19 protein-coding genes are annotated in these 26,147 nt (G+C 45.8%); 8 read left to right on the top strand and 11 right to left on the bottom strand.

Annotated elements, in window-relative coordinates; genetic code table 11:
- The first annotated feature begins 127 nt into the window (after positions 1-127).
- A complete protein-coding gene (locus ACMCM8_RS15350) occupies positions 128-733 on the top strand; it encodes a Tll0287-like domain-containing protein (protein WP_412723461.1) in 606 nt (201 codons plus the stop codon).
- Between the two features lie 113 nt (positions 734-846).
- On the opposite strand, the gene ACMCM8_RS15345 is transcribed toward ACMCM8_RS15350, so the two are convergent.
- The gene (locus ACMCM8_RS15345) at positions 847-984 is read right to left on the bottom strand and encodes a hypothetical protein (RefSeq protein WP_412723460.1); all 138 of its coding nucleotides are present in this window, start codon (positions 982-984) and stop codon (positions 847-849) included.
- A gap of 76 nt (positions 985-1,060) precedes the next feature.
- On the opposite strand from ACMCM8_RS15345, the gene ACMCM8_RS15340 reads away from it, so the two are divergent.
- The 5 genes from ACMCM8_RS15340 to ACMCM8_RS15320 all read left to right on the top strand — a co-directional run bounded on the left by ACMCM8_RS15340 (position 1,061) and on the right by ACMCM8_RS15320 (position 7,732).
- On the top strand, positions 1,061-2,641 hold the full coding sequence (locus ACMCM8_RS15340) for a cytochrome ubiquinol oxidase subunit I (protein ID WP_412723459.1): 1,581 nt from the start codon (positions 1,061-1,063) through the stop codon (positions 2,639-2,641).
- Positions 2,638-3,774: a cytochrome d ubiquinol oxidase subunit II gene (cydB, locus tag ACMCM8_RS15335; protein WP_412723458.1), complete on the top strand. Its 1,137-nt coding sequence runs from the start codon at positions 2,638-2,640 to the stop codon at positions 3,772-3,774. The genes ACMCM8_RS15340 and cydB overlap by 4 nt, the downstream gene beginning before the upstream one ends.
- 10 nt (positions 3,775-3,784) lie before the next feature.
- Positions 3,785-3,898 (top strand): cytochrome bd-I oxidase subunit CydX, encoded by a 114-nt coding sequence (gene cydX / locus ACMCM8_RS15330; RefSeq protein ID WP_412723457.1) that lies wholly within the window; start codon positions 3,785-3,787, stop codon positions 3,896-3,898.
- Positions 3,899-4,434: 536 nt separating this feature from the next.
- Positions 4,435-6,150 (top strand): ABC transporter ATP-binding protein/permease, encoded by a 1,716-nt coding sequence (locus ACMCM8_RS15325; RefSeq protein ID WP_412723456.1) that lies wholly within the window; start codon positions 4,435-4,437, stop codon positions 6,148-6,150.
- Entirely contained in the window at positions 6,137-7,732 is a 1,596-nt protein-coding gene (locus ACMCM8_RS15320; RefSeq protein WP_412723455.1) for an ATP-binding cassette domain-containing protein, read from the top strand. Before ACMCM8_RS15325 ends, ACMCM8_RS15320 begins: the two co-directional genes overlap by 14 nt.
- On the opposite strand, the gene ACMCM8_RS15315 is transcribed toward ACMCM8_RS15320, so the two are convergent.
- From ACMCM8_RS15315 to ACMCM8_RS15305, 3 genes are read right to left on the bottom strand one after another with little or no spacing between them, the layout of a single operon-like run.
- The gene (locus ACMCM8_RS15315) at positions 7,725-9,299 is read right to left on the bottom strand and encodes a sugar porter family MFS transporter (RefSeq protein WP_412723454.1); all 1,575 of its coding nucleotides are present in this window, start codon (positions 9,297-9,299) and stop codon (positions 7,725-7,727) included. The genes ACMCM8_RS15320 and ACMCM8_RS15315 overlap by 8 nt on opposite strands.
- 1 nt (position 9,300) lies before the next feature.
- The gene (locus ACMCM8_RS15310) at positions 9,301-10,302 is read right to left on the bottom strand and encodes a LacI family DNA-binding transcriptional regulator (protein ID WP_412723453.1); all 1,002 of its coding nucleotides are present in this window, start codon (positions 10,300-10,302) and stop codon (positions 9,301-9,303) included.
- Between the two features lie 18 nt (positions 10,303-10,320).
- Positions 10,321-11,679: a GH1 family beta-glucosidase gene (locus tag ACMCM8_RS15305; RefSeq protein WP_412723452.1), complete on the bottom strand. Its 1,359-nt coding sequence runs from the start codon at positions 11,677-11,679 to the stop codon at positions 10,321-10,323.
- A 204-nt stretch (positions 11,680-11,883) separates the two neighbouring features.
- On the opposite strand from ACMCM8_RS15305, the gene ACMCM8_RS15300 reads away from it, so the two are divergent.
- Together ACMCM8_RS15300 and ACMCM8_RS15295 are read left to right on the top strand one after the other, a co-directional pair.
- The gene (locus ACMCM8_RS15300; protein WP_412723451.1) at positions 11,884-13,140 is read left to right on the top strand and encodes a sugar MFS transporter; all 1,257 of its coding nucleotides are present in this window, start codon (positions 11,884-11,886) and stop codon (positions 13,138-13,140) included.
- A gap of 2 nt (positions 13,141-13,142) precedes the next feature.
- Positions 13,143-15,704: a glycoside hydrolase family 3 protein gene (locus ACMCM8_RS15295; RefSeq protein WP_412723450.1), complete on the top strand. Its 2,562-nt coding sequence runs from the start codon at positions 13,143-13,145 to the stop codon at positions 15,702-15,704.
- A gap of 103 nt (positions 15,705-15,807) precedes the next feature.
- Here ACMCM8_RS15295 and ACMCM8_RS15290 read toward each other — a convergent pair whose 3' ends face one another.
- From ACMCM8_RS15290 to ACMCM8_RS15260, 7 genes are all read right to left on the bottom strand, one after another.
- Positions 15,808-16,239 carry a DUF3015 family protein gene (locus ACMCM8_RS15290; RefSeq protein WP_412723449.1) on the bottom strand — a complete coding sequence of 144 codons (432 nt, stop codon included), beginning with the start codon at positions 16,237-16,239 and terminating at the stop codon, positions 15,808-15,810.
- A 31-nt stretch (positions 16,240-16,270) separates the two neighbouring features.
- The gene (locus ACMCM8_RS15285; protein ID WP_412723448.1) at positions 16,271-18,094 is read right to left on the bottom strand and encodes an Lnb N-terminal periplasmic domain-containing protein; all 1,824 of its coding nucleotides are present in this window, start codon (positions 18,092-18,094) and stop codon (positions 16,271-16,273) included.
- A gap of 311 nt (positions 18,095-18,405) precedes the next feature.
- Complete coding sequence (locus tag ACMCM8_RS15280; RefSeq protein WP_412723447.1) at positions 18,406-19,080, bottom strand: DUF799 domain-containing protein; 675 nt, start codon at positions 19,078-19,080, stop codon at positions 18,406-18,408.
- A gap of 3 nt (positions 19,081-19,083) precedes the next feature.
- Positions 19,084-19,431 (bottom strand): DUF4810 domain-containing protein, encoded by a 348-nt coding sequence (locus tag ACMCM8_RS15275; protein ID WP_412723446.1) that lies wholly within the window; start codon positions 19,429-19,431, stop codon positions 19,084-19,086.
- Positions 19,431-20,102 carry a CsgG/HfaB family protein gene (locus ACMCM8_RS15270; RefSeq protein ID WP_412727742.1) on the bottom strand — a complete coding sequence of 224 codons (672 nt, stop codon included), beginning with the start codon at positions 20,100-20,102 and terminating at the stop codon, positions 19,431-19,433. Before ACMCM8_RS15270 ends, ACMCM8_RS15275 begins: the two co-directional genes overlap by 1 nt.
- A gap of 181 nt (positions 20,103-20,283) precedes the next feature.
- Positions 20,284-23,226: a TonB-dependent receptor gene (locus ACMCM8_RS15265; RefSeq protein WP_412723445.1), complete on the bottom strand. Its 2,943-nt coding sequence runs from the start codon at positions 23,224-23,226 to the stop codon at positions 20,284-20,286.
- A gap of 69 nt (positions 23,227-23,295) precedes the next feature.
- Positions 23,296-25,974, bottom strand: coding sequence for a family 16 glycosylhydrolase (locus tag ACMCM8_RS15260; RefSeq protein WP_412723444.1), 2,679 nt, complete (start codon positions 25,972-25,974; stop codon positions 23,296-23,298).
- Between the last annotated feature and the right edge of the window lie 173 nt (positions 25,975-26,147).

The raw sequence follows: 26,147 nt of genomic DNA, 5'->3' as shown, positions 1-26,147 counted from the left end.
TCATTAAATATTAGGTTAATCTAATTTTATTTTGACAATCTATCATACTGGCACAAAGCTTGTTCACTGTTTGAGACAAATGGCAATAGTTCAATATAAAGTGGCCCGTTTTGAGGAGGTTTTTTCAATGAAAAAAGAAGTGATCATAGTGACGTTGAATTTGGCAATGTTTAGCGCTCACCTTACTGCCGAAACCCAAATGGATTTTTACAATATTGATGCGAGTGAAGTACAAATTAAAGTCAAAGAAGCGCGATCACACGCTAAAGCACTTGGTAGTGCGCTTAAATCAAGGTTACAGCAAGCAATACAAACCGGCGGTTTAGAAGCAGGGGTTAAAGAATGCCAACTTGCAGCTGAGCCTATTGCAAACCAATTGAGTCAAAACGGGTGGCAGGTTGGACGCACCGCTTTAAAAGTAAGAAATTCTAATAACGCACCAGATAAATGGGAAAGTGAGCAGCTAGCGTTGTTTTCAAATTTACTTACTAAGGCTAATGCAGACAATTCAATGGTAAATAAGCCTCTAGAATCTTATCAATATAATAGTGACAGCGGCGAATTTCGCTACATGATGGCAATTGAACAAGGTCAGATTTGTATGGCTTGTCACGGTGAGCAGATTACCCCATCGGTCAAACAAACTATTTTACAATATTATCCCGACGACCAAGCAACAGGGTTTAAATTAGGTGAATTACGAGGTGCTTTTACACTTTCCTATAAACCGTAAACTCTCATCCTCCTCCGCGCCTTTCGTTTCTCTCTTGGACTTAGCGTGTGCGTCATTTTTGTCATTCAAGTGACAGAAATGGCGCAATATTCATATTTGATTATTGCGATGGATCAATAAGGGAAACCGTCGGCCATGGAATACTTAGTCCGCACAGTACGAAAATATAGCTGCTTATCAATAAGTACTCCTCGCGAGACTAGATAGTGATGAATGGCATAGACCGTGCTCATGCCTTGTTGAATGTTCATATGATATTCACTGAATTTTATACATTTTTTACTGCCAGCGCGTAATGCGCACAATTTAAGACAAGGGAGATAACCCATGAGCGATACGTTAATAGAACTATCGCGGTGGCAATTTGCACTCACTGCAATGTTCCACTTTATATTTGTTCCCCTCACGTTGGGATTGAGTTTCCTACTGGCCATTATGGAGTCCGTGTATGTAATGACGGGTAAGGAAATTTACAAGCAAATGACTCAATTTTGGGGGAAATTGTTTGGTATAAACTTCGCCATTGGTGTGGCGACTGGCTTAACCATGGAATTTCAGTTTGGTATGAACTGGTCCTATTACTCACACTATGTTGGCGATATTTTTGGTGCACCGCTGGCAATTGAAGGGTTAATGGCATTCTTCCTTGAATCAACCTTTGTGGGGTTGTTCTTCTTTGGTTGGGACAAGATGTCCAAAGTAAAACACCTTATGGCTACCTGGCTGGTAGCCATTGGTTCAAATTTCTCCGCACTTTGGATCTTAATTGCCAATGGATGGATGCAATATCCTGTCGGTGCTGAGTTTAATTTCGAAGCTATGCGTATGGAAATGACCAGCTTCGCTGAGGTAATTTTTAATCCGGTCGCCCAGGTTAAATTCGTACACACAGTCTCAGCAGGTTATGTTACTGGCGCGATGTTTGTGCTGGCGATATCCAGTTACTACTTGCTTAAACATAAACACATCGCTTTTGCACGCCGCTCATTTGCTATCGCTGCCAGTTTTGGCCTGGCATCAACCCTTTCAGTGATTGTCTTAGGCGACGAAAGTGGTTATGAGTTAGGGGATGTACAAAAAGTAAAATTAGCCGCGGTTGAAGCTGAATATAATACCCATCCTGCCCCTGCGCCGTTTACTGTTTTTGGTATTCCTAACGACGAAAAGCAAGAAACCGAGTATGCACTTCAAATACCTTGGGCCATGGGCATTATTGCCACCCGTTCATTCACCGAAGAGGTGAAAGGAATAAAACAACTTAAAGAAGAGAACCGTTTGCGGATTGTAGAAGGTATTAAGGCGTATGAAGTGCTGGATAGCGTTCGCGATGGTACCGCTACGTCTGCAGAGCGTGATGCTTTTGAAGCGAACAAGGACAACTTGGGTTATGCCATGCTACTAGAGCCATTTACCGACGATGTCGCTAATCCCTCTGATGCCGCTATTCAACAGGCGGTGGACTATAGTATTCCCGCAGTGGCGCCTTTGTTCTGGAGTTTCCGTTTGATGGTAGCAGCAGGGTTTATTATGTTGGCGTTATTTATTTGCGCCTTTTACTACAGTACACAGCACAAAATCACCAAACCGCGCTGGTTACTCAAAGCCGCATTGTATGGCCTACCTCTACCTTGGATTGCCTGCGAAGCAGGGTGGTTTGTGGCTGAATACGGTCGCCAACCCTGGTCTATCGCAGAAGTACTGCCTGTTCATACATCAGTTTCTAACCTCGCCGTAAGCGATGTGGTTATCACTCTGGTTGCTTACAGCGCTTTTTATACGGTGATGTTTATTATCGGTTTTTATCTGATGAAGAAGTTTGCGAAGAAAGGGCCGGTTCCCCCAGTAGACCAGCAGTCGACTAGTGAATTGGATCTTATTGACTTAGACCATCAAGGAGTAAAAGCATGATCGATTATGAATTGCTACGCGTTATTTGGTGGTGTTTGATTGGTGTTTTGCTGATTGGATTTGCGGTGACCGATGGCTTTGATTTAGGTGTAGGGGCGTTACTTACGCTAATTGGTAAAACCGACCAAGAGCGCCGGGTAATGATCAATACAGTAGGTCCCCATTGGGATGGAAACCAAGTGTGGTTTATTACCGCAGGTGGTGCCATTTTTGCCGCGTGGCCGATGATCTATGCCACAGCGTTTTCTGGCTTTTACTTAGCGTTAGCGCTAACCCTTATAGCACTTTGGATGCGTCCAATTGGTTTTGACTACCGCAGTAAATTACCTAATCCTCAATGGCGTAAGGCCTGGGACTGGGCGCTTTTTGCGGGCGGTATCATCCCTGCGCTTATCTTTGGGGTGGCATTTGGCAACTTGCTACTGGGTGTCCCTTTTGAGTTAGACAGCACTCTTAAATCTACCTATACCGGCTCTTTCTTTGGTTTGCTTACGCCGTTTGCCTTGGTTGCTGGTTTGTTGTCGGTAGCCATGCTGCTGAACCATGGTGCGACGTGGCTTCAAATGAAAACAGATGGCTTTATCGAAGCGCGTGCTCGTGCTGTATCAGTGGTACTTAGTTTAGTGGGTGTAACACTGTTTGTGGTAGCAGGTGTTTGGGTGGCATTTGGTTTAGACGGATTTGTGGTCACCTCTGCGGTTGATACGCTAGCAACTTCCAACCCCCTGAAAAAAGAGGTGGTGATAGAAGCGGGCGCTTGGATGAAAAACTACAATACGTATCCGCTTATGATTATTGCGCCGGTCTTAGGGATAGTCGCAGGTCTATCTTGTGCGTTCTTCTCTAAAAAAGGCAATGCAGGTATGGCCTTTGTATCAAGTGCGCTGTTTATGGCAGGCGTGATTTTAACTGCGGGATTCTCAATGTTCCCATTTTTAATGCCAAGTATCACAATGCCAGAAGCAAGCCTAACCGTATGGGATGCCACATCTAGCCACATGACATTGAATGTGATGTTTATTGTGGCATGTGTGTTTGTGCCTATTGTGCTTAGTTATACCGCTTATAGTTTTTACGTAATGCGCGGTCGTATAAAGAATGATGATTTAGATCAGTCTCACACCATTTATTAAGGAGAAAGCAATGTGGTATTTCACGTGGATATTAGGCGTACTGTTAGCATGTTCCTTTGGCATCATTAATGCGATGTGGTTAGAGTCGACGGAAAACATGGATCGACCGGAAGACGCTGACTGATTGCGAAAAGGAGAGGAGTTCGACCACTTTCAAACACGCCGTGAATATATCCATATAGGCTCTGCAGCAGCGTCCATGCTGCTGAAGGTTTGAAAGTGGCCGAATTCCTCACCATCAATCAAGCTGGGAGTGAGAGGGAAGCAGCGGCATCCGTGCCGCTGAGGGTTCTAGTGACCAGTGCTCACCCTCGGCGCTGATGCGTCACTTTGAAAGAGGTGGAATTCCTCACCATCAATCAAGCTGGGAGTGAGAGGGAAGCCGCGGCATCCGTGCCGCTGAGGGTTCTAGTGACCAGTGCTCACCCTCGGCGCTGATGCATCTCTTTGAAGGAGTTGGAATTCCTCACCATCAATCAAGCTGGGAGTGAGAGGGAAGCAGCGGCATCCGTGCCGCTGAGGATTCTAGTGACCAGTGCTCACCCTCGGTGCTGATGCGTCACTTTGAAAGAGGTGGAATTCCTCACCATTAATCAAGCTGAGAGTGAGAGGGAAGCAGCGACGTTTTAGGCGCGTTAAAAATACGAATATGAGATAACAGTGAGTAAAGAAAAGATTCCCAACAGACAAACACTTAGCCATTGGTGCAAGGACATAGATGGCGCGCATTCGCTTGGCTTGCGTACGTCACAGACGTTCCTTGTGCTGACTAAGTGTTTGTCGCTTTTTTCTTTAATCATTGGCTTTTACTATTTTTCTGCTATTGCACATGCGTGGGTAGTAGATGTTAAACCCACCAATTCTGAAGATATCGCCGGTTTAACCCTGTGTCTTAGCTTAAGTTGGGTGTTTCAGGGGGTATTTAATCAGCTAGCTATCCAGTCAAAGGGGGCGGTACTCACCAAACTTGAGCATGGATTACTTCAGGTACTTGCGTTGCGTCAGCATGCTCTTGTACGCCAACATTCAGTATTTTACTGGCAAACACTGTGGCAAAACCACATTCAAGCTTTGACCGACTGGGCATTGGAATATCGCGTACAACAAACAGTAGCAGCAGTTATTCCGCTCATTGTGCTTACTGTTATTTTTTACGTAAACCCTGTGATTGGATTGGGCTTACTGATCACGCTGCCCGTTGTTCCCCTTTTTATGATACTTGTAGGCAAGGGCGCCGCCACATTGCACAAAAAGCATTTTGTGGCTCTTGAACGTCTTGGAAGTTTATTTACCGATAGGCTAAATGCACTCGCGATGTTAGCGACGTATAACGCCCATGATAAGCAGGCGGCCCTGTTGAGTGACGCCAGTGAAAACTTAAACCAACGCACAATGAAAGTCGTTAGCGTGGCATTTTTGTCAAATAGTGTATTGGACTTTTTTGCTACCTTGGCGGTGGCTTTGGTGGCGGTATTCATTGGGTTTACGCTACTGGGTGAAATTAACATTGGGCCTGAAATTACGTTGCAGCAGGGGCTGTGGATTTTGCTCACCGTACCTTTACTGCTCAGTGAAATGAAAAAGTTAGGTCAGGTATACCATCAAAAAGCGCAAGCCGAAGCTGCCCATGAACACTTGGCGCCGGTACTCAATTTCATGCCCAATCAAGCTTTGGGGGCGTTAGCAAACAGCCCATCTGATTTTAATGGGATGGATGCGACAGCATTTAACGTGTATGAATGCGTTGGTGACGTCAACTCTGCACAGCGAGACGTTGCGCCTCCACTAAATGCCATTACACCTTTACTTCACGCCCATTCACTGACTATTGAAAAAGGTGGTCACATTTTGCTCAGTGGAAAATCGGGTGCAGGAAAAACACTTTTATTGGAAGCGTTGGCAGGGCAACGACCAGCATCGCACTCACTCAATAGTCGCGTCATGTGGCTTACTCAACACCCCGTCATTACCGCTGGCAGCGTGCGAGAAAACCTATGTTTGAATGATCATTTTGATGACAGCGTACTAAAGCATATATTGGCGACAGTAGAGCTGGGTCAATGGCTGTCATCGTTGCCCTACGGCTTGGATACAGCAATGACTGACTATCCGCTATTATCAGGTGGAGAAGCACAGCGGCTGTCACTGGCTCGGGTATTGTTACGAGACGAAAGTGTGTGGTTATTGGATGAACCCACTGCCCATCTACCGGATGAACAGCATCAACGATTAGCGTCACTCATCTATCGGTTAGGGAAAGGGAAAACACTTGTTTGGGCTTCTCATAAAGCGCTTCCTGCAGATTGGTTTAATCGCTTTTGGCACGTTGAGAACGGTGCGGTAAATACAGGAGTATCAACCCATGAAGGCAACTAAACCCGCCTATCTCACGTTGCTATTAACCGTAATACACGGTGTGGCAGGACTGAGTATTTTGGTTATTTCTTCTTGGTTTATCGCTATCAGTGCTATTGCGCCTGTAGGGTTTAATTATGTGATCCCAGCGGTGGTGATCCGCGCTTTGGCTTTGCTGCGCATAGCGTCGGGTTATGCCAGTATGTGGGTGGGGCATAACGACTTACTCAACCGCATTGCCATTAAGCGCTTACAGGTGTTCGAGCAATTTAAAAACAGTCAAATCAATGACAAAGCGATGACGACAGAGGCTTTGACTGAATATACGCAAGACATCGCCAGCAAATGGATTGCATGGATAGCACCGTTATCCAGCGTGACTTTTATTTTTACCTTAGTCTGTATTGCCGCTCTTTGGATGGCGCTGCCGGGGGCTGGCTATCTGTGTATCTTGTTTGTGGTGTGGTTGATGGTACTGACTACCCAAGCATTAAATGCACTTAAAACCGCCAACTTACACACTAAAGCGACAAAGGATTTTCGCCAGCAATCCGCTGAATTTTTTAATACGAGTGCAATATGGCACTTACAAAAACACATTGTTGGTGACAAAAAAGTCACGCGTAACATGGTTGCACCGATACAAGCGCGTGGAATGGTTACTGCTCATAATGTGTGGCAGCATCAATTAACACAGAAAAAGCATGCCCTACGTGCAAGTTGGTACTTTCAGGGCATGGCATTTTTGGTGGTGATATTAGTTATGTTTGCAAAAGCACCATTGTTATATGCATTCGCTTTTGCTCCTATCGCAATCGTAGTCCCCATGGTGATATTAGCTGCCCCTGACTGGGCTTCATCTGCTTTTCACAGTGTGGCTAAGTTTGCCCAGTACACACAAAGCGAGAAGATGTTAAACGCGCTTGACGTGACCGCTATAAAACAAATTCGCGACTTCCATGTTCAACACTCGCTGAATCTAACAAACTTTTCAGTGTTATCCCGTGGTGTGGGCCCTCTGACTACGGCTTTACCAGCAGCTGGTATTGTAACAATAGGCGGGGCGTCGGGCTGTGGTAAATCGTCACTGCTGCAAGGCATAGCGGGGCTGTTACCCACCCAGGGCAATCGCACTGTTGATGGGTTAAACGTACCACCAGGACTGATATCAAATTGGCTGTATGTTGAGCAACTCCCTATCGTGCTATCCGGCAGTGTTCAGCAAAATCTCGATCCTGCTGGGCACGGATTAACACCGCAAGAAATGGCAGCGCTGTTATCTCAGTTGGGGTTAGAGGAATTGATAGGACTCTCGGCCTGGGTAGGAAAAGCTGGGAGGCCTTTGTCCGGCGGAGAACAAAAACGCCTGGCACTGGCTCGAGCCATATTGGCAAAGCCAAGTGTGTTATTAGTTGACGAGCCTTTCGAAGGACTTGATGCCATAACGCAAAACCGCGTTTGCAACCTGCTAAACCAGATTGCGACACAATGCTTGGTGATCGTGGCTTCTCATGTTGCACCTTCTGCGCTTAAGGTGCAAAAACAGATTGTTCTTGGCGAGAAGCCCACGCGGTTAATGAACCGGGGACAACGCGCTACTTAGTAGCAAATCGCTCAAAACCCTCGGTAATTTGTTCAAGGGTTCTGCCCTTGGTTTCGGGGAAGAATTTAGCAACTAAGATCAAGCTGACTATTGCAAATCCGCCATAAATAGCAAAGGTCAGGGCTGCTCCAAAATTGGCCAGTTCCCATGGAAACACGAACTGCACCAAAAAGCTGGTTAAGGAATTGATGACACCCACCAATGAAATAGCCAGCGCACGAGTTTGATTGGGAAAGATCTCAGCAAGCATAGCCCACATAACTGGCCCCAGAGACACGGCAAAAGACGCCACAAACGCGATGATGCCAAATAAAACGAGGGGCGCATTCATACTGATGCTGCTACTGAGAAGCAGAGGCTGATAGGTATCGTACTGGTCATCTTCGAGTGCATTTTGCAGCGCACGCTTAAACGACACATCGGAAGTAAATACCTTGTTTTCAAATGCCGAAAGCTGAGTCGCCACTAGCGGATTTTGTTGATTAATTTTTGCAATGGCAGATGAGGGTAATTGATAGGTGGCTTGTTTAAACCCGTAAGCGCAAATGCTCATACTGATGATGACCCCTACTAAGCCGACAACCAATAGCGGCTTTCTTCCCCACTTATCAATAGTGAACATGGCGACAATAGTAAATACCACATTGACGATGCCTATTAACACCGCCTGCATAAACGCCGCGTTAGTGCCAACACCGCTTTGTTCAAATATGGTGGGAGCGTAAAAGAAAATAACATTAATACCAGTGACTTGTTGTGCAATGGCAATGATGACGCCTATAACAAGGGGAAAGCGCATGGCTTTGGCCGTTAGAAAACCTAACCGCTCTTTGAGGGGCCAGCTTTTCTCGCTCAAAGACGTGGTGATCTCCTTCACTAACTGTTGTGCCTGAGACTCGTTAAACAGTTGTTCAATCACTGCTTGTGCTTCTTGCCTGTGGCCTTTTAGCATAAGCCACCTCGGACTGCGCGGTACCGTGAATAACAGCCCAAACCAAGCGATTGCTGGTAGCAGTTCCAGACCCAACATATAGCGCCATGTGTGGCTATCGAGACCTAGCTGAGCGACCCACGCGGCATCGCTGGCACTTAATTGAAGCAAGTAGTAATTGGTAAAGTAGGACAGTGCGAGACCCACTACAATGTTGAGCTGATTGACTGAAACCATTTTTCCTCGGTTTTCCGGTGCACTGATTTCAGAAATATACAGTGGGGCAATAATCAATGAACAAAAGGCGATGCCGCCGATAAATCGCGCCAGCACTAATAATTCAAAGTTCGGAGCTAAAGCCGAGCAGGCCGCGGAAAGCATATATAAAAAGGCAACGATGATCAGGGCTTTTCGTCGACCTATTGCGTCACTGATGGCGCCTGCAAAGAACATGGCAATAAGTGCGCCCAAAGTAGGTGAGCTAACCACAAAGCCCTGCTGCCAATCAGATAAACTAAATTCAGCGTCAATAAAGCCTATGGCTCCAGAAATTACACTGGCGTCAAAGCCAAAAATGAAGCCTCCTAATGAGACAATAAGGGTGTAATACAGTGATGGAGACAGGGCTTTATTCATATTATGGGTTGCCTAAAGTGTCCCTATCCACAATTTCAGGGACAAAAAGGTGCTCTATAGGAATTGGGCTTTTAATGTCATAGACATGTTGAAGCACCCAATAGGCCGCCATTTCGCCCATCGCGTGGATTGGGTTGTTGATGGTAGTGAGTTTAGGGTAGAGGTAGCGGGAAAATAGTACGTTGTCGAAGCCCACGATGGATAACTGTGAAGGGATATCGTATCCAGCTTCTCTTGCTGCGGTCATAGCGCCTGAAGCCATCTCGTCGTTTGCGCAAACTAACGCCGTAAGCTGAGGGTAGCTTTGTTGTAGACGCTGCATGCCTTCCTGACCTGAGGATTCATGAAAATCCCCCTCAAATACAGCGTCTTCGTTAAAGGCGATACCTACTTCTTCAAGCGCCCGGCGGTGTCCATCCAATCGGTCACTGGCATCCTTTTTGAACAAGGGGCCACTGATATAAGCAATGTGGCGATGGCCTTTGTCTAATACCGCTTTCGTTGCCAGGTACCCGCCTTTTTCGTTATCTACCACAAAACAATTGTCGTCGAGTTCGTCGACTTTGCGGTTGATGATCACAACAGGTGTTTTTCCTTTTACCAATGTTTTTAAATAATCGTCAGAAACCGCTTCTGCGTGGAGGATAAGCGCGTCACAACGACGACTTTTCAAGAACTCTATCGCTTCGTGCTCGCGCTTCTCATCAACGTGGCCTGCGGTAATTATAACGTGTTTGCCGTGTTGCTTGAGTTCTTGCTCCACCGTACTCATTAAATCGCCGAAGTAAGAGCCGTGTAATTCAGATACGAGTAACCCCACACTGTTTGTGCGGTTAGACGCAAGAGACTGAGCAATGGCATTGGGTTGGTAGCCCAGTTTTGCCATTGCATCCTCCACTTTTTTGCGGGTGCGATCACTGACTTTTGCGTTGCCGTTCATCACGCGAGAAACGGTGGCCAATGATACGCCGGCTGCTTCTGATACTTCGTAAATTGTTGCCATAGCGCTTAATACTTATCCTTACTTTGTACCGCTAATGTAACCATTTATCCTACTCTTAACCAGTTTTGCGTAAGCTCGGCCACTTTGTTTAACCGTTCTTTGTAACGTGTCATAGTCAACGTAAACTATGCCGAAACGCTTGGAATAGCCCAGCGCCCATTCAAAGTTGTCCATTAAACTCCATGCAAAATAGCCTCGAATGTTGACCCCTTTCTCAATGGCGTTGTTAACGGCATTGAGGTGCGTATGAAAATAGGCGGTGCGATCATCATCCAATACGTTTCCTTCGACCATTTCATCGTCCATGGCTGCCCCATTTTCGGTAATGTAAATGGGGGGTAAACGATACTGTTGATGTAAATCGACAAGGAGTTCAGTAAAAGCGTCGGGGGTAATTTCCCATCCCATAGCAGTAAGCTCAGTGGACGTGGGGGGGACAACGTCAAACCAGTTGCTATCACTCGCTTTGTAAATGGTGCGAGTGTAAAAGTTTATGCCCAGGTAATCGATAGTCTGGGAAATAATGGCCATATCTCCCTCTCTAATGTCGGGGCGATCTTCAACGGCAAGGGCATGGATTATGTCCGGGTATTTGCCTTCTAACAGGGGCTTCAAATACCACTGATTGTGATAATCATCCGCCATTTTTGCCGCCCGTTTATCAGACTCACTGTCTGTAGCGCTGTGACAGGTACTAAAATTGAGTACAACGCCATTTAGGCTGTTGGGACAAAGTCGGTTTAACACCTGTAAGGCTAATCCATGGGCCAGCAACAAATGGTGTGCGGCCTTTCGTCCATTAGCCACGCCTGTTTTGCCCGGTGCGTGAATGCCAACTTCATAACCCAAGTATGCTGAACAGAAAGGTTCGTTTAGGGTTGCGTATGCATATACTTTTTCGCCCAGTGTCTTTGCCACCACTTCGGCGTAGGTTTGAAAGGCATAGGCTGTTTCGCGGTTTAACCAGCCGCCGTTATCTTCGAGGTATTGCGGTAAATCCCAATGATAAAGTGTAACGAACACTTTGATGCCGCGATTAACCATGGCATCGACGAGGTTTGTGTAAAATCGTAAGCCTACCTTGTTGGTAGTGCCGTCGGGATTTATAACACGAGGCCAGGATATTGAAAGGCGATAAGCATCTACCCCCAGCTCGTCAATCATTTCGATATCCTCACGCCAAAGCGCAATGTGATTACAGGCAGTATCACCATTTGTACCGTCTTCAATGGTGCCAGCTTGTTGGCAGAAAGTATCCCAAATACAATCTACACGCCCATCTCGGTCTCCTTCTATCTGGAAACTAGACGTTGCCACTCCATACAAAAAATCTTTCGATAGCATCATCGAGTTGGATGGAAGGTGTATTTCGCGCATTCAATATTGTCCCGACATTAACAAGTTTTTTATTTTGAACTGATCACTGAGTAGTCAAATAACATGATATTTACATTGAATTCATTGACGCTTCATGTAATGATTTTGTTATGTAAGCGCTTACAAATAAATTTTCAAATATATGTAAGCGCTTTCAAAATGTAAATTTATCATTAAATGGAAAAATAGCAATAGAGGGTATTTGTGGACACACCAGCACAATCGACTATTTCAGCTAATAACGCATCTACTATCACCAATGGGTATCGATTTGCGCTTATATCATTGACCACGCTGTTTTTTATGTGGGGATTCATCACCTGTTTAAACGACATATTAATCCCCTATCTCAAAGGAACCTTTAATTTAAGCTTCACACAGGCGATGCTGATTCAATTCTGTTTTTTCAGCGCTTACTTTATTGTGTCGTTGCCCGCGGGAATGGTGGTGTCACGCATAGGTTATCAAAAGGGAATTGTACTTGGTCTCGGTATAGCCTGTGTGGGATGTTTGTTGTTCTTCCCGGCAGCATCTAGCCAAATTTATGGTGTATTTCTTCTGGCGTTATTCGTGCTTGCTTCAGGTATTACTATTTTACAAGTGTCTGCTAACCCCTACGTTAGTGCGTTGGGAAATCCGAAAACAGCGCCCTCTCGACTGACTATGACGCAGGCCTTTAACGCTCTGGGCACCACAGTGGCCCCCTTTTTTGGCTCTTACCTTATCTATGGTGCTTCGGCAGAACACACTGGCGTAACTGCATCAGACGTTCAAGTACCGTATCTTATTCTGGCTATATCTTTATTGTTGCTGGCGCTGGTGTTTTTATATTTAAAACTGCCTGCGTTGGCGCATACCAGCACCTCTACTGGTATTTTCAAAGGTGGTGCGTGGCAACGTACACATTTGGTTTTAGGTGCAGTGGGTATTTTTACGTACGTAGGCGCAGAGGTGGCTATAGGCAGTATGCTCGTTAACTATATATCCAGTCCTACGGTCAGTGGAGTACCTGAAGCTCAGGCCGCTAAACTTCTCGCCTATTATTGGGGTGGGGCAATGATTGGGCGGTTTGTGGGCGCATTGGTCATGCAAAAAGTGTCAGGGGGGACAGTACTCTTCTTTAACGCTTGTGTGGCAATCACACTTATCCTGCTCTCTATTTTAAGTTCAGGGGAAGTGGCACTGTGGAGTATTTTGGGTGTCGGGCTATTTAATTCAGTTATGTTTCCCACCATTTTTAGCCTTGCATTACAACAGCTAGGTAAGGATACCCCGCAAGGCTCAGGAATATTATGTTTAGCGATTGTGGGGGGCGCAATAGTCCCTTTACTTCAAGGTATGTTGGCAGACAGTATCGGAGTTACTTTGTCGTTCTTATTACCTGCTATGTGCTATTTGTATATTGCGTACTACGGGCTATGGGGAAGCCGAGTATCTCAATCAACGTCGACCGAGGAATAAACATGCGAAAACACACTATCGCGAAAGTAGTTACCGGGGCTTTTGTCAGTGCTCTGCTCAGCGCCTGTTCAGTACCAGAAAAAGAGGCGCAAAATGAACAAAATCAGTCTGCGGCAACAGAAAACAACGCGGCGTTGGTTTGGCCTAAATTGGAAATTGAAGTAACAGCGACCCCCGAGGTTGAAGACAAGGTCGAAAACCTACTGTCTTCTATGACGATTGAGCAAAAAGTGGCGCAGATGATCCAGCCTGAAATTCGCAATATCACCGTGGACGATATGCGTACGTATGGGTTCGGCTCATACTTAAATGGAGGTGGCGCGTTTCCTAATAATAACAAACATGCCACGCCAGAAGATTGGATAGCACTGGCTGAGTCTCTTTATCAGGCATCGATAGATGACAGTATAGATGGCTCATCAATCCCCACTATGTGGGGTACTGATGCAGTACACGGTCATAACAATGTGATAGGCGCAACCTTGTTTCCACATAATATCGGTCTGGGCGCAGCCAATAATCCTGAACTGATGGAGCGTATTGCTCATGCCACTGCCAGAGAAGTCATGGCTACTGGAATCGATTGGGTATTTGCGCCGACTGTGGCGGTGGTGCGCGATGATCGCTGGGGGAGAACCTATGAAAGCTATTCAGAAGATCCAGCCATTGTACGTGAATATGCCGCAGCAGTCGTCAGAGGGTTACAAGGCGATGCAAACGAAGACTTTTTAAGTGAACAACGTGTAATCAGTACGGTTAAGCATTTTGTCGGTGATGGCGGCACCGTGGGAGGAGATGACCAAGGCAATAACATCGCTACTGAGCAGGCGCTTTTTGATATTCACGCGCAAGGCTACGTAGGTGGACTGACGGCAGGGGCACAGTCAGTCATGGCGTCGTTTAACAGTTGGCATGGAGAAAAACTTCACGGACACAAATACTTGCTCACTGATGTATTAAAAGAGCAGATGGGCTTTGATGGTTTCGTGGTAGGTGATTGGAATGGTCACGGGCAGGTTGAAGGGTGCAATAACGAAAGTTGCCCTCAAGCAATCAATGCTGGTTTAGATATTTTTATGGTACCCAACGACTGGAAAGCACTGTATGACAATACGCTCGCTCAGGTAAACGATGGTACTATCCCCATGTCGCGCATTGATGATGCGGTTCGCCGTATTTTACGCGTCAAAGTGCGCGCAGGTTTATTTGAAAAGCCCAGTCCAGCAATTCGTCCTCTGGCAGCCGATCAATCGCTTATCGGAAACCAAGAGCATCGAGATGTTGCCAGACAGGCAGTGCGCGAGTCGTTGGTATTGCTAAAAAATAAAAACCAAACCTTACCACTGTCTGCTAACGCCCGTATTTTAGTGGCGGGAGATGGCGCACATAATATCGGTAAGCAATCCGGTGGGTGGAGTATTACCTGGCAGGGCACTAATAATACTAACGAGGACTTTCCGGGTGGTACGTCTATTTTTGATGGCATTGAAAAATACACATCACAGGCAGGCGGTAAAGCGGAACTGTCAGAAGAAGGGGAGTTCAAAACACGACCCGATGTCGCCGTAGTCGTGTTTGGTGAAGAGCCCTATGCAGAAGGCCATGGGGACAGAGAAACGCTCATTTATCAGCATGGAAACAAGCGTGATTTGGCTCTATTAGAAAAACTCCAAGCTCAGGGCATTCCTGTAGTTTCAGTTTTTATTAGTGGTCGACCTATGTGGGTCAATGCTGAATTAAATGCCTCTGACGCTTTTGTGGCGGCCTGGTTACCCGGTTCAGAAGGTGCAGCGGTAGCCGATGTACTGTTTGGGCAACACGACTTTAAGGGAAAATTGCCCTTTTCGTGGCCAGCGACTCCACAGCAAGTGGTCAATATCGGTGACGAAGACTACGCGCCGCTGCTTCCCTTTGGTTTTGGATTAACGCTAACAGATGCCAACACCTTGAGTGACACATTGGATACAAAAGTTACGTCGAATTCGGATGACCAAGCGCCGGTGACAATTTTAGCAGGCTCGGTAACGGCACCATGGGTGTTGTGGTTAAATTCAGGGAAAAAGTCTGTATTAGTCAACGCCAGCACACATAGTGTAGGGGCGTTGACATATAGAACTGTTGACAAAAACGTGCAAGAAGATGCCCGAAAAGTAACATTTGATGGTAGCGAGTATGCGGTTATGCGTTTTGCCAGCAAGAGCTTCTTTCGAGAGGATATGAGTGGGCAATTACTAAACAACGCGGCGCTGAGTTTACAGATTAGTCGTCATTCTGATATCAACACTCCGGTCACCATCGGTATGAACTGTGAAGGTGAAGGCGATGCACCGGGTAGTTGTGCTGCGCGCATTGATATTAGTGAGCAACTGCAAGCCATGCCACTTGATAGCTGGCAGAATGTGAGTGTGGACCTACAATGCTTTGTAAATGAAGGCATCAATTTTACAGGGTTGGTCGTTCCTTTTGAATTGGGCACTGCTGGAAAGGTAAGTCTCAGTGTGGCAGAAATTCAGTTCACGCCTAACTTGGCTAAGCAAGCTAGTATTACCTGCAATCCTAATTAACGCTATTTACGCGGTATTAAATACGTTTATACCAAATTGTAAATGTAAAAAAACGTCGCCATAGGAGACCTAGGCGACGTTTTTTAACTCAGTAAATTGCGTATTAGATCGCTGCAATAACAGCGTTGTAATAAGCTTCTGGCTGCGTGTTAGCATTTACTGCACTGCGCACACTTGCAATTATGCTAGCTTTATTGGCGTCAGCGACTTCTAGGATTTCAAGCATGGCGTTTACATGCTCACCTTCACCCATTGCGGTTTGTTCTAACACAGCGTCAAAGTTATCTTGAATGAATAACGCAACTTTAGTGCGTTTACCACTACATGAATCTTCAGAAGAAACTTTTGATGTAATTGCAGTAGTACCCAAGTCCCAAATTATATTAGAAATAGCAGCTGCGGCACCGTTGTCGTCAAAAATGGCTGCACCAATACCACAGTGTTTCCAAGGGTTAATATTTTCAACGGTATCTTGCGCGAACGCGTTTGAAGATAAGGCGGCTACTGCGATAGCTATAGAAGCAATCTTTTTCATTTAAAACTCCATTTTAGTTTTATAGTTTTAGTTAAAAGTAGTGTGACAAAGAAATTGAGTACTCAACCCCATCGTCATACTTAACTAATGTCCTGATATCGAATTGTTTGTGATTCAAAAAACGCTGTTCCCATTTTGCATAGGTTCGCGTTTGTTCAGGATCATTAATATACCTCTGATGTCCTATGCTGAAGGACAAGGCATAATGTGGTGCGACGTTAGCCACGCCACCAATCTCGGCGCCTACTGCGATATAGCCACCAAGGTTGTTTTTACTGGTTAGTGTGGAAGTTCCACCTCCATACAGCGCCAAATTCGATGTTGGGGTAATACTTTTTCCTATCAGCCCCTCTACATACAATGCACCGCTGCGATGGTTGAGTGACATATCGCGATATCCGGTAGATAGTTTCCAAGCCATGCCTGTGTCATTGGGAAGACCTGTTTTTGCGGTATTGAGATTGGTTATTTTTAATAGATCAAGATTGGCTAGGTGCGTATCGCCATCCCGTGCAACACTAATAGTAAGATCAAAAGTAGATAGTTCAGAAAAAGGGATACGAGCGGAATTTAATGTTAGCAAGTCATAGTAATTAGCGCGAAATCGAAGCGTTGCTTCTGTGCCGTAATTATCGTTGTACTTGAAGCCCATTTGGACGAGAGTTGTGTCTTGAGCTTCATGGGGCGGCGGTGGAGAAAGTAAAGCAAAATCACTTTTACCAGGAGGTAACATAAACCTAGCATTTACAAAAACGTCTTTTTGATTCGCCAGCATCTGGGCTTGGTGTTCAGAGCTTTTTTGTTCAACATAAGCAAAATAGTCAAATGCCGTGTCGATAACACGTTTTGCTTGTTGATCGTTCAACGTTAACAACAAGGATGGTGTCGACGGTGGGTGTTTTAACGCATTTTCAAGAACAGCCCGCTCATCTTTTGATAACTGAGAATACTTGGCGTACAAGGCTTCTTGACGTGAAGGGTGGAACCGGATGCCCCTAATAAGTTGTGGGGTGCTTTTCTCAATAGTGTTGATTATATCAAAGGGCATAACCCACGTCTTGCCACTGCTTAAATGAGATTGACCTGTTACTAAACTGAGCAAATGTGCTATTTGATAAGCGCAATTTTGTTTGAAGAAGTAATAGGTCATGGGAACTTGTTCGAGTTCCCATAAGTGAGCCAGTAACAGTGTAATTTGCTCAGGCTCCAATGCTAAGGTGTATTCCCAGAGGTCTCTCAACTCATTTTCGGTGTAGGTAAGTGTCTGATGATGGTATTTCTGATTAGCGAAGTAACCCTCATAACCACCAAAAATACCATTTACAATATAAGCAATAGGATGTTCATTTTGCGGGTAGCGAGCCCCGTAATTGTATGTGTTATCTAACAAGTGGCTTTGAGTTTCGTTGTTGAATTTTAAAAAAACATGGCCATACATACTGGCTGGATTACCTAAATAACCGGAGGCGTAAATTAAGCTAACGCTTTGAGCGTGAATGTGGGATACAAACGATTCAAATTGATTGCATTCAACCTGTGGTAAAGCCTGAATGTTTTGCTCTATAAATAGGGCTCTTGCAGGGAATTTACATTGTTGCTCTGGGTTCTGTTGGAATTTGTTAAGGGTAGCCGTTAACTCGGCCAAAGGATCTGTATTTCCCGTTGGTGAGTAAAAGAAGTCAGGTGTTTGGATAGCCGATTCGGTAGCGCCTAAAAATGACTTCTCATAGTGTAATAAGGACAACCATTGGTGAGACTTAGACGTAGCTTCTATCGAATGCTGAGCATCGGCAGAGATTGCGTTTTGCGACAGAAAAAGTATGGAAACGACGAGGAAAAATCTTATTCCTTCCATGAACAGCTAATTATCCGTAATTTTTTGATTTTTGTTAGTATGTTACTACTTTGAGCGGTGGATAATACACGTTCTCATACCCAATTCAACCAAAACAGTAATGTTATTAATAAGCTAGAATCTGCATTATTGTGGTTAAGCGTAATACTGTTATATCCGTCACTTAACCTAGCTAATGTTCAATTTACTTCCGATTGACTTAAAAGTAACAGATTAAAGTGTGAGTAAATGTAACTGAGACATCAATTAACGCCGCGTAAGTAACTAAGCGGCGTTGTCTTTGTTATTTAGTGTCTTGCAGCGACAGCGAACTATTTTTGTTTCTGACTGGTAACAGGTTGCCCGTATTTCGGAGAGCGCGGGCCATACAGCAACCCATTATAGCCATCTGCTGAGAGCAGACGTGAAGAGGTTATAGCTGCTATTTCAAACCCTTTGTCAGTCACCGTTTCGAAGATTTGATTAACGGCTGCGTGAACTAACATACCCACCAGCCCCCCGCTGTTGTTGTTTTGCTGTTCGGCACTGGATGCGCTTGCGGTGCCAGTCCAAATGACTTGGCCTGATTGCAGGTCGAGAAGCGATGCCGTTACGCTTACTCTTGTCTCACTCGCTATGACGACATAGCTCGTACCGTAATCTTCGATAGTTACGTAAAGCCCAGTATCTGCGCCAAATATCTCTTTTAATTTAGCGGTAGGTACGGCATGAATGTCTGAGGCTTCGGTTAGACCGTTATTAACAAAGGTTTGATTGACCATCGCCACTGGGAAAACGTAATAACCAGATTCTGCTATTGGCGTCGCAAGCTGAGTCATCACACTATAAGGCGCAACGACTTCCGGTGTATTGTTCAGTGGGGGTAAAATAATCACTGACTTTGGATCAGAGGCTTTAAAATGGGAGTAGTCATGGGCAGGTGGCAAACTGACACAGCCTGACAGCAATACCAACGCTACAATGACAGTAATGAAGCGAATAGTCATGATTTATACTCCCTTTGCTGAATTCAGCAAGAAATCAATGTATTGAGTTGATTCTGGGAACAATTGCTTTTCTGTTTGAAAGTGCAACTCACCCTGCTGAGGATTACCTGTTTCGAAATACAACATGCCAAGATGCGCATGGATCCCTGGGGCAATATTTCTGCCTTTCGCTGCGGCGTTCTCAATAGTTAGTTTGAGTGCCGAGATTTGTTCCTCTAACGTTGAGTCTTCACCTTTAAAATAACTGTAAACGGCTTTGTTGTAGTCACCGTAGTAATACAGGGGGGCGGTGGTTTTACAACCCACCACTGCCAAAGTCAGCGTTATAGCCGTGAAAATTTTGATCATCATTAAATTTTCCACGCCCCAGATTCAATGCCGTTAACTAGGTTATTGACCGATTCCCTAATGGCTAAATCCAGCACCTTGCCATTGAGTGTAGCGTCGTAACTTGCAGTACTCCCGAATCCGATGACTTCTCGTTCAGAAAGACTGTATTCACCTGCACCAGCGACAGAATACACCACTTCTGATGTTGTCACGTCTACTACGTTTAATGTGACCTTAGCATAGGCGATTTGAGATTTTCCTTTGCCTAAAATGCCGAACAACTGTTTATCGCCGATGGCCTTTCTGCCAAATTCAGTGACATCGCCGGTAATGACAAACCGAGCCCCAGAAATATTTTGTTCTGTGCCAGTGCGCTGAGCTTCTTCTGCCAGAAGGTTCATGTTATCTCTGTCGAGTACACTAAAGCGGTTGGTTTGCTGAAGGTGGCTCATTAACGACGTTTTTGCCTGACTACCCAGGCGATCTTGACCGTTGGAGAAAATACCGTTTTGGAAACTAGAACGATTTACAAATTGGCCTACCACCAGCTTCTTCTTTTCACCGGTGTATTGGGTGTTATAACTGTTAACTTTAGGGGTTTCGACAACTTTTGATGAGGTTGTCGCGCACCCAACGGTAATGCTTAATGCTGTGATAAGTGAAATTGCAGAGAGAATTTTGGTACGTTGTATGTTGTTCACAGTAGTCCCTTGTTTTGTGTGTAATTAAGAAAATCAATCTTCAGATTGTTATTCTATACCAATGATAAAAGCTGGGAAACATATAACGGCGGTGTGAAAACAGATTGGAAAAAGCGCAAATTGAAATGAAAAAGCCGCCTAAAGGCGGCTTACGTAATTTTCAAAAATGCAATCAGAATGTATACCTAGCACCTAGCGTGTAACGAGGACCATATTGACGAGCAAATAAGAACTGCTCTTCAAAGCGGCCGTAGCCACGCTCAGTTTCATCGTTAATATTCACCCCTTCTAAGAAGATCGTCAGGTTTTCATTGACGTCATAGTTCACACTGGCATCCACTTGTCCGAAGGTATCAAATTGTGTTGCAGGGTTGTCTGATGAACCTTGTGACTGACCAATACCAACCACGTAATCAGAGCGCCAAGCATAAGTCACTTTCACCGATAGACCTTCTTTTTCATAGAAAATCTGGAAGTTTGCTGAGTCACTGATCCCCACTAAAGGATCTTGCTCTTCAAGGTTGTACGGGTCGTACTCAACGTCGCCATCCACAATCGTTGCATTAGCACCAAAACCGAAACCGGTATCACCAAAGGTATGTTGAACAGCAAGCTCAATCCCTTCAACTGTTTTTGCATCGCTTGAGTTACCAGGTTGAGTGGTACGCCAGGTAATAAGTGGGTCGTTGGCATTGGGGGTTATTACGCCATTTTCATCGGCATACCCGTTTTCTAAGAAGTAATCGTAAATTGCACTATCTGTGGCTTGAACCCCCGCCGCTTGAAGCGCATTAACAGCTTCATTCCATCGTGGCCCCTGATAAATGTCATGCAATCCTTCGAACTGCCTATCTTGTCCCGTAGTGGTGATATAGTTTTCTACTGACTTCCTGAACAAACCGATAGATGCGTAACTGGCTTCGTCGTAATACCATTCGAATGACAGGTCTAGATTGCTTGATTCAAAGGGCAGTAGACTGGTGTTTCCAGAAGATGCAGTACGCGCCCCAATTTTGGGGCTGCCGCTGAACGATAGTGCACCTTGTAATAAACCAATCGGAGCACGAGTAATTGATTTGCCCCACGAGAAGCGCGCAACAATATCATCGGTTAAATCAACTCTAATATCGAACATAGGCAGTAGCACATCGTACTCACCGGTGAAGTCTTGTACTTGCAAGCCTTCTTCGAATTGAGTAATCCACTCTGAAGCCGCCACCCAATTGACTTGTCTTGGTACTCTAACTTCAGCCGAGCTGGGCACTTCGGTTTCTTCGTAACGAACGCCGGCATTGACCTGAACATAGTAATTACCCACCTCGAAATCCCACTCAGTTTGCACATAAATAGAGTCGGTGATTTCTTCTACATTGCTCACCGAAGGTAGACCAGTAAAATAGGGATCGATAGAGTATGCATTACTCTCACCGACGACGTCGGCAGTGATGTATGCCAACTGGCGTGTTAACGCTTCATCAAAATCGTACGTGTAGTAGTACCCTGGGTTCATGCTTGCACCGCCACCGTCAAAGGCGTCAAGGAAGCCAGAAGTATCGTGTCGCACAAACATACTGTCGGGGAATATTTCCGTGAAAGACGGACTAAAGCCCGGGCCGCCGCGCAACCCACTCCACGCTTCAAATCCCGACAATGCTTGTTCCGTTCGGGCAACCCCGAAATCAACTTTCACTAACGGAATATCAAATTGTCCGTTATACCAGGTGCCATCGAATTGCAGCTGTTGAATATCAGAGCGTCCTGGTGAGTAAATGAACTGACTGAAATTAGAATCAATTTCGCTGGGCAATATTTCATTCGTGCCGTTATTCCAGTTGACGAAAACTTGTGGGATCTCGCCTTCGCGGAAGTCATACACTTTTGACTCTAATTGGTTCGAGCCAAGAATGATCTGCCCCGAACTGCCGAGACCTTTGTCATGCCCATTGTCGATCTTGTTGTAAGAGTCATGGTAGTCGAGACTAAAGTGCCAATCTTCATTGACCGCCCAGTCCAGGTTTAACCCTACAGAGCGTGCATCCACCTGTGTGGTATCACGATTGGCAGTAAAGGAAGCGTCATCACCGCTGATATCAGCGTACAAAGCTGTTCCGTTTTCATCAAGTTCATAGGCGTTGATATTGGCGCCAAAGTTGTTCCACACACCCCAACCTATTGTGTTGGTGCCCGTTGTCGCCCGTGATGCCGTGTAATCGAGAGTGGCCGTGAAGTTGTCAACCGGTCGAAATTGAAACGTAGCCTGTGCGTTTGAACGTTCTCTTTGCACATCACTGATACTGTAATTCATGTCTTTGGGGAAGAAAGCCACGTCAGTAATCTTGCTGCGATTATCGATAACGTTTTCAGGGTCTAGTTCTGGAAGGGCACTATTTTGTTGCAACTGCCAACCTTGAATACTAGCGGCCTGTTGTTGAAAATCTCGCTCCTGATGGGAAAAGGAAAGACCAAAGCCAAACATGTCATCTGCAAAGGTGTTGGTGTAAACACCTGCTATCTCGGGAGTGACGTCGTCACCTTCTTCATTGGATGAGTCGTAAATGCCTTTTAATGAAATAGTGGCATTTTGTCCAGATTGTGCCAACGGCTTCATGGTAATGATGTTGACAGTTGCTCCAAGGCCACCACTGGGATTTTCTGCGCGGGCTGTTTTGTGTAGCTCAAGTGTATTAACGCCCTCTGAAGAGAGGTTTGCTAAGTTAAATGAACGCGTAAAACCCGTACCTGGCATTTGACGGCCATTAAGCGTAATTAAGTTAAACTCTGGGCCAAAGCCCCGAACGGTAATTTCACTCCCTTCACCATTCGAACGACTGATAGTCACCCCGGTAATGCGTTGTAGTGCTTCAGCCAAGTTAGTGTCAGGGAATTTGCCTAATTCTTCGGCAGAAATGGCGTCGACTACACCATTGGAGCTGCGTTTTAGATCCATGGAGCGCATCATACTACCGCGAATACCACTCACTTGAATGACTTCTACGTCATCTTCTAAAGGCGCAGAAGATGGATCTTGTGCATAAGCTGGAAGTGCGACGGTTGAGCCCAACAACAAAGCCATTGACGCGGCAAGCTGGGTCTTTTTAAAAGTTGTGTGTTTCATAATTGCCCTACTAAATTCTTATCAATTAAATACTGACGCCCGATATATTTCGACGCGTCAGTTGCTTTGTTATTGCGCTGTGATTTCAAGGTTATCAATGCGATATACTGCGCCTTCACCCTGTCCCCAAGCTGGGAACATCATGATGACGTTGATGGCACTGATATCTAGACCTGCATCAAAAAGCGCTTGTAAGGTAAAGGTGTAGGTTTGCCACTCTCCAGCAACCGGATCTGCACCTTCAAGACTGGCAGAAAGAGGTAACTCGACGGCGGTAGAGGCGCCAATGGACTCGATTTTAAATAACCATGGGGCAGACGCTTCGTTGGGTAAGGCGCTGACTTTCATTTCAAAGCGCACTACGCCATTAGAAAGTAACGCAGAGGCATCGTAAGAGTGACCTTCATCGGCAAGGAATCCCATTACTGTAGGTGTGCCGCCAATGCGGAATTCTGCGACTGTGCCGTGCTCACTATCATCCACTTCTTCAGTAGGTGTCGAGCCGCCGCAACAATCCCATATGGACCATTGCTCAGCCGCGCTATCAGCAAACAAGGTAATGCCACCCGATGCCGATTCACCACTATCTGGGTGGTAAATTTTCACGTTATCAAGACGGTATATCGCACCTTCACCTGATCCCCAGGCAGGAAATACCATGATCACGTCAATGGCGCTGATATCAAGGCCGCGAGCCTGCAATAAAGAAATAGGAAAGGTATAGGTTTGCCACTCACCTTCAACGGGCGCCTGCCCCTCTGCACTTTCCGTTAAGGGTAGCTCTACGGCTGTTGAGGCATCATTAGATTCAACTTTAAACAACCAGGGGGCATCGGCATTATTGGGGGCACTTACTACGCGCATATCAAACTGCAATAGCCCACCATCGGCTAACGCAGTGGCATCAAATGGCTTGTCACCGCCACCGGATGCGGGACGGGTAATAAAGCCCATTACGGTAGGCTCAGCGCCAATACTGAATTGGGCGGTCAAACCATGCGCTTCGTCATCCATTTCTTCGGTGGGCGTTGAGCCACCGCAGCAATCCCACATTGGCCAATCTGGGTTCTGCGCATCTTCAAAAATAACCAATTCAGGATACGATGCACCACCTTCTTGGGAAATTTCTACATTTGCCATACGGTATACGGCACCATTGCCCGTATCCCAGGCAGGAAAGACCATAACCACGTCAATTGCACTGGTATCTAAACCCGCAGCGGCCAGTGTACTTAAAGGAAACTCATAGCTTTCCCATATTCCCTGTTGTGGGGTGGTGCCAGCGGTTTCAGCAGGGCCTGCGTAGCCATCCATTAAAGGAAGTTCAGCTGCTGTTGACCCGTCACTGCTCTCAATCTTAAAGAGCCAGTTAGTTGTAGAGTTATTCGGTAGAGAAACCACTTTTAAATCGAATTTTACACTGCCGGTTTCTTCCATTGGTGATGCGTCAAAAGGGGATGCTTTACCGTCAGGGTCGGTGATAAATTCGCCTCGGCTAATAAACCCCATTACCGTAGGAGCTTCACCAATGGAGAATTCGAAGACCTGTCCCACTTCTGCATCTTCTACCAATGTTGGAGTCGTGCCTCCGCAACAGTCCCACGCAGGCCAGTTTGGATTAGGCGTGCCGTCAAAAATAGTCAGGTTCTGTGCAATGCCAGTTGAAGGTGGAGACGGGATTGGCGCGGCGCCCTCAACCAATGCATCGTCTAATGAATCATAACCAGGGCGTACGGTTTCACAGCCTTTGCCGGTCTCTGGGTCTGAAGCGCACTCGTAAACACGCACATAATCAATTTCATATACTTGACCTTGAGTAAACGCCTCTGCATCAATACCGGTTTCATTGACTGCTTCAGGCCAGTTTCCACCGACAGCCAAATTAAGGATAAGGTAGAACTCCTGATCAAACGGTGCGTTGTCCCAAAACGTTGTCAACTCGCCCGTACCTTGTTGGTAATACTCTGCATACCAACCTCTATGACTCAAACCAGTCGCATCGCCATTGGCGTTATAGCGAACTTCTGAACGTCGTTGAGTTGAGAACAAATAGCCATCCATATACCAGCGAATTTCACCTTCTTGCCACTCAATGGCGTAAGTATGAAAATCATCAGCAGGGTTTACGCCATTTGGTAGCGCGTATGACTTACCTGAACTATCGTTATTGGGCCACTCTTGACCATAATGCAGGGTGCCGTGAATGTGGTTTTCTGGATTGCCTTCGGCGTCAGAAGCTTTTAGGTTGACCGCTTCAAGTATGTCTATTTCACCGGAACGCGGCCAGCCACCATAGACTTCATCGGTAGGCATCATCCAAAATGCAGGCCAGCTTCCCTGACCAAACGGCAATTTGGCTCGCATCTCAATTCGGCCATATTTAAAATCTGCTTTGTAGCGCGTGTTAAGGCGGGCTGAAGTATAAGGCTTAGAAGCACCTTCTTCTGCTGGCAGGGCGACTATTTTAAGGCTTCCTTCAGAAACAAACGCGTTGTCGTCGTTGTCTGTGTAACACTGAGCCTCGTTGTTACCACCGCCGTCGCAGTTGATTTCGTGGGTCCAATTGTCCTCATTTATACTGGTACCATCAAAGTCATCGCTCCACACCAGTTGCCAATCAGATACTGGTTCAGCGGGGTCAACGGCATTGATATCGGTAGATGTTGTTGCTCCACCACCGCAGCCAAATAGGGTTGTGACTGATAACGCGGCAGCAATCCGCGAAAGTTGAGATGCTATTTTTGTCATTATTTACAGCCCTGATCCAAAGAGTTTAGGTTGTTATCTTGCGGCGATGGCCACGTCTTTAATTTTCTATGTAAGCGCTTACAATCTGGATTAAATAAAAATCGCTTTTTGAAAGCGCTTACATAACATTATGACACCTGTCCTTAAAGATCAATACAGTTCTCAAAAAATTA

Origin of the sequence: Alteromonas sp. D210916BOD_24 (genome assembly GCF_047159385.1) — a bacterium.
In the GTDB taxonomy this organism is placed as follows: Bacteria; Pseudomonadota; Gammaproteobacteria; order Enterobacterales; family Alteromonadaceae; genus Alteromonas.
This window is presented reverse-complemented; position numbering and strand designations above follow the sequence as displayed.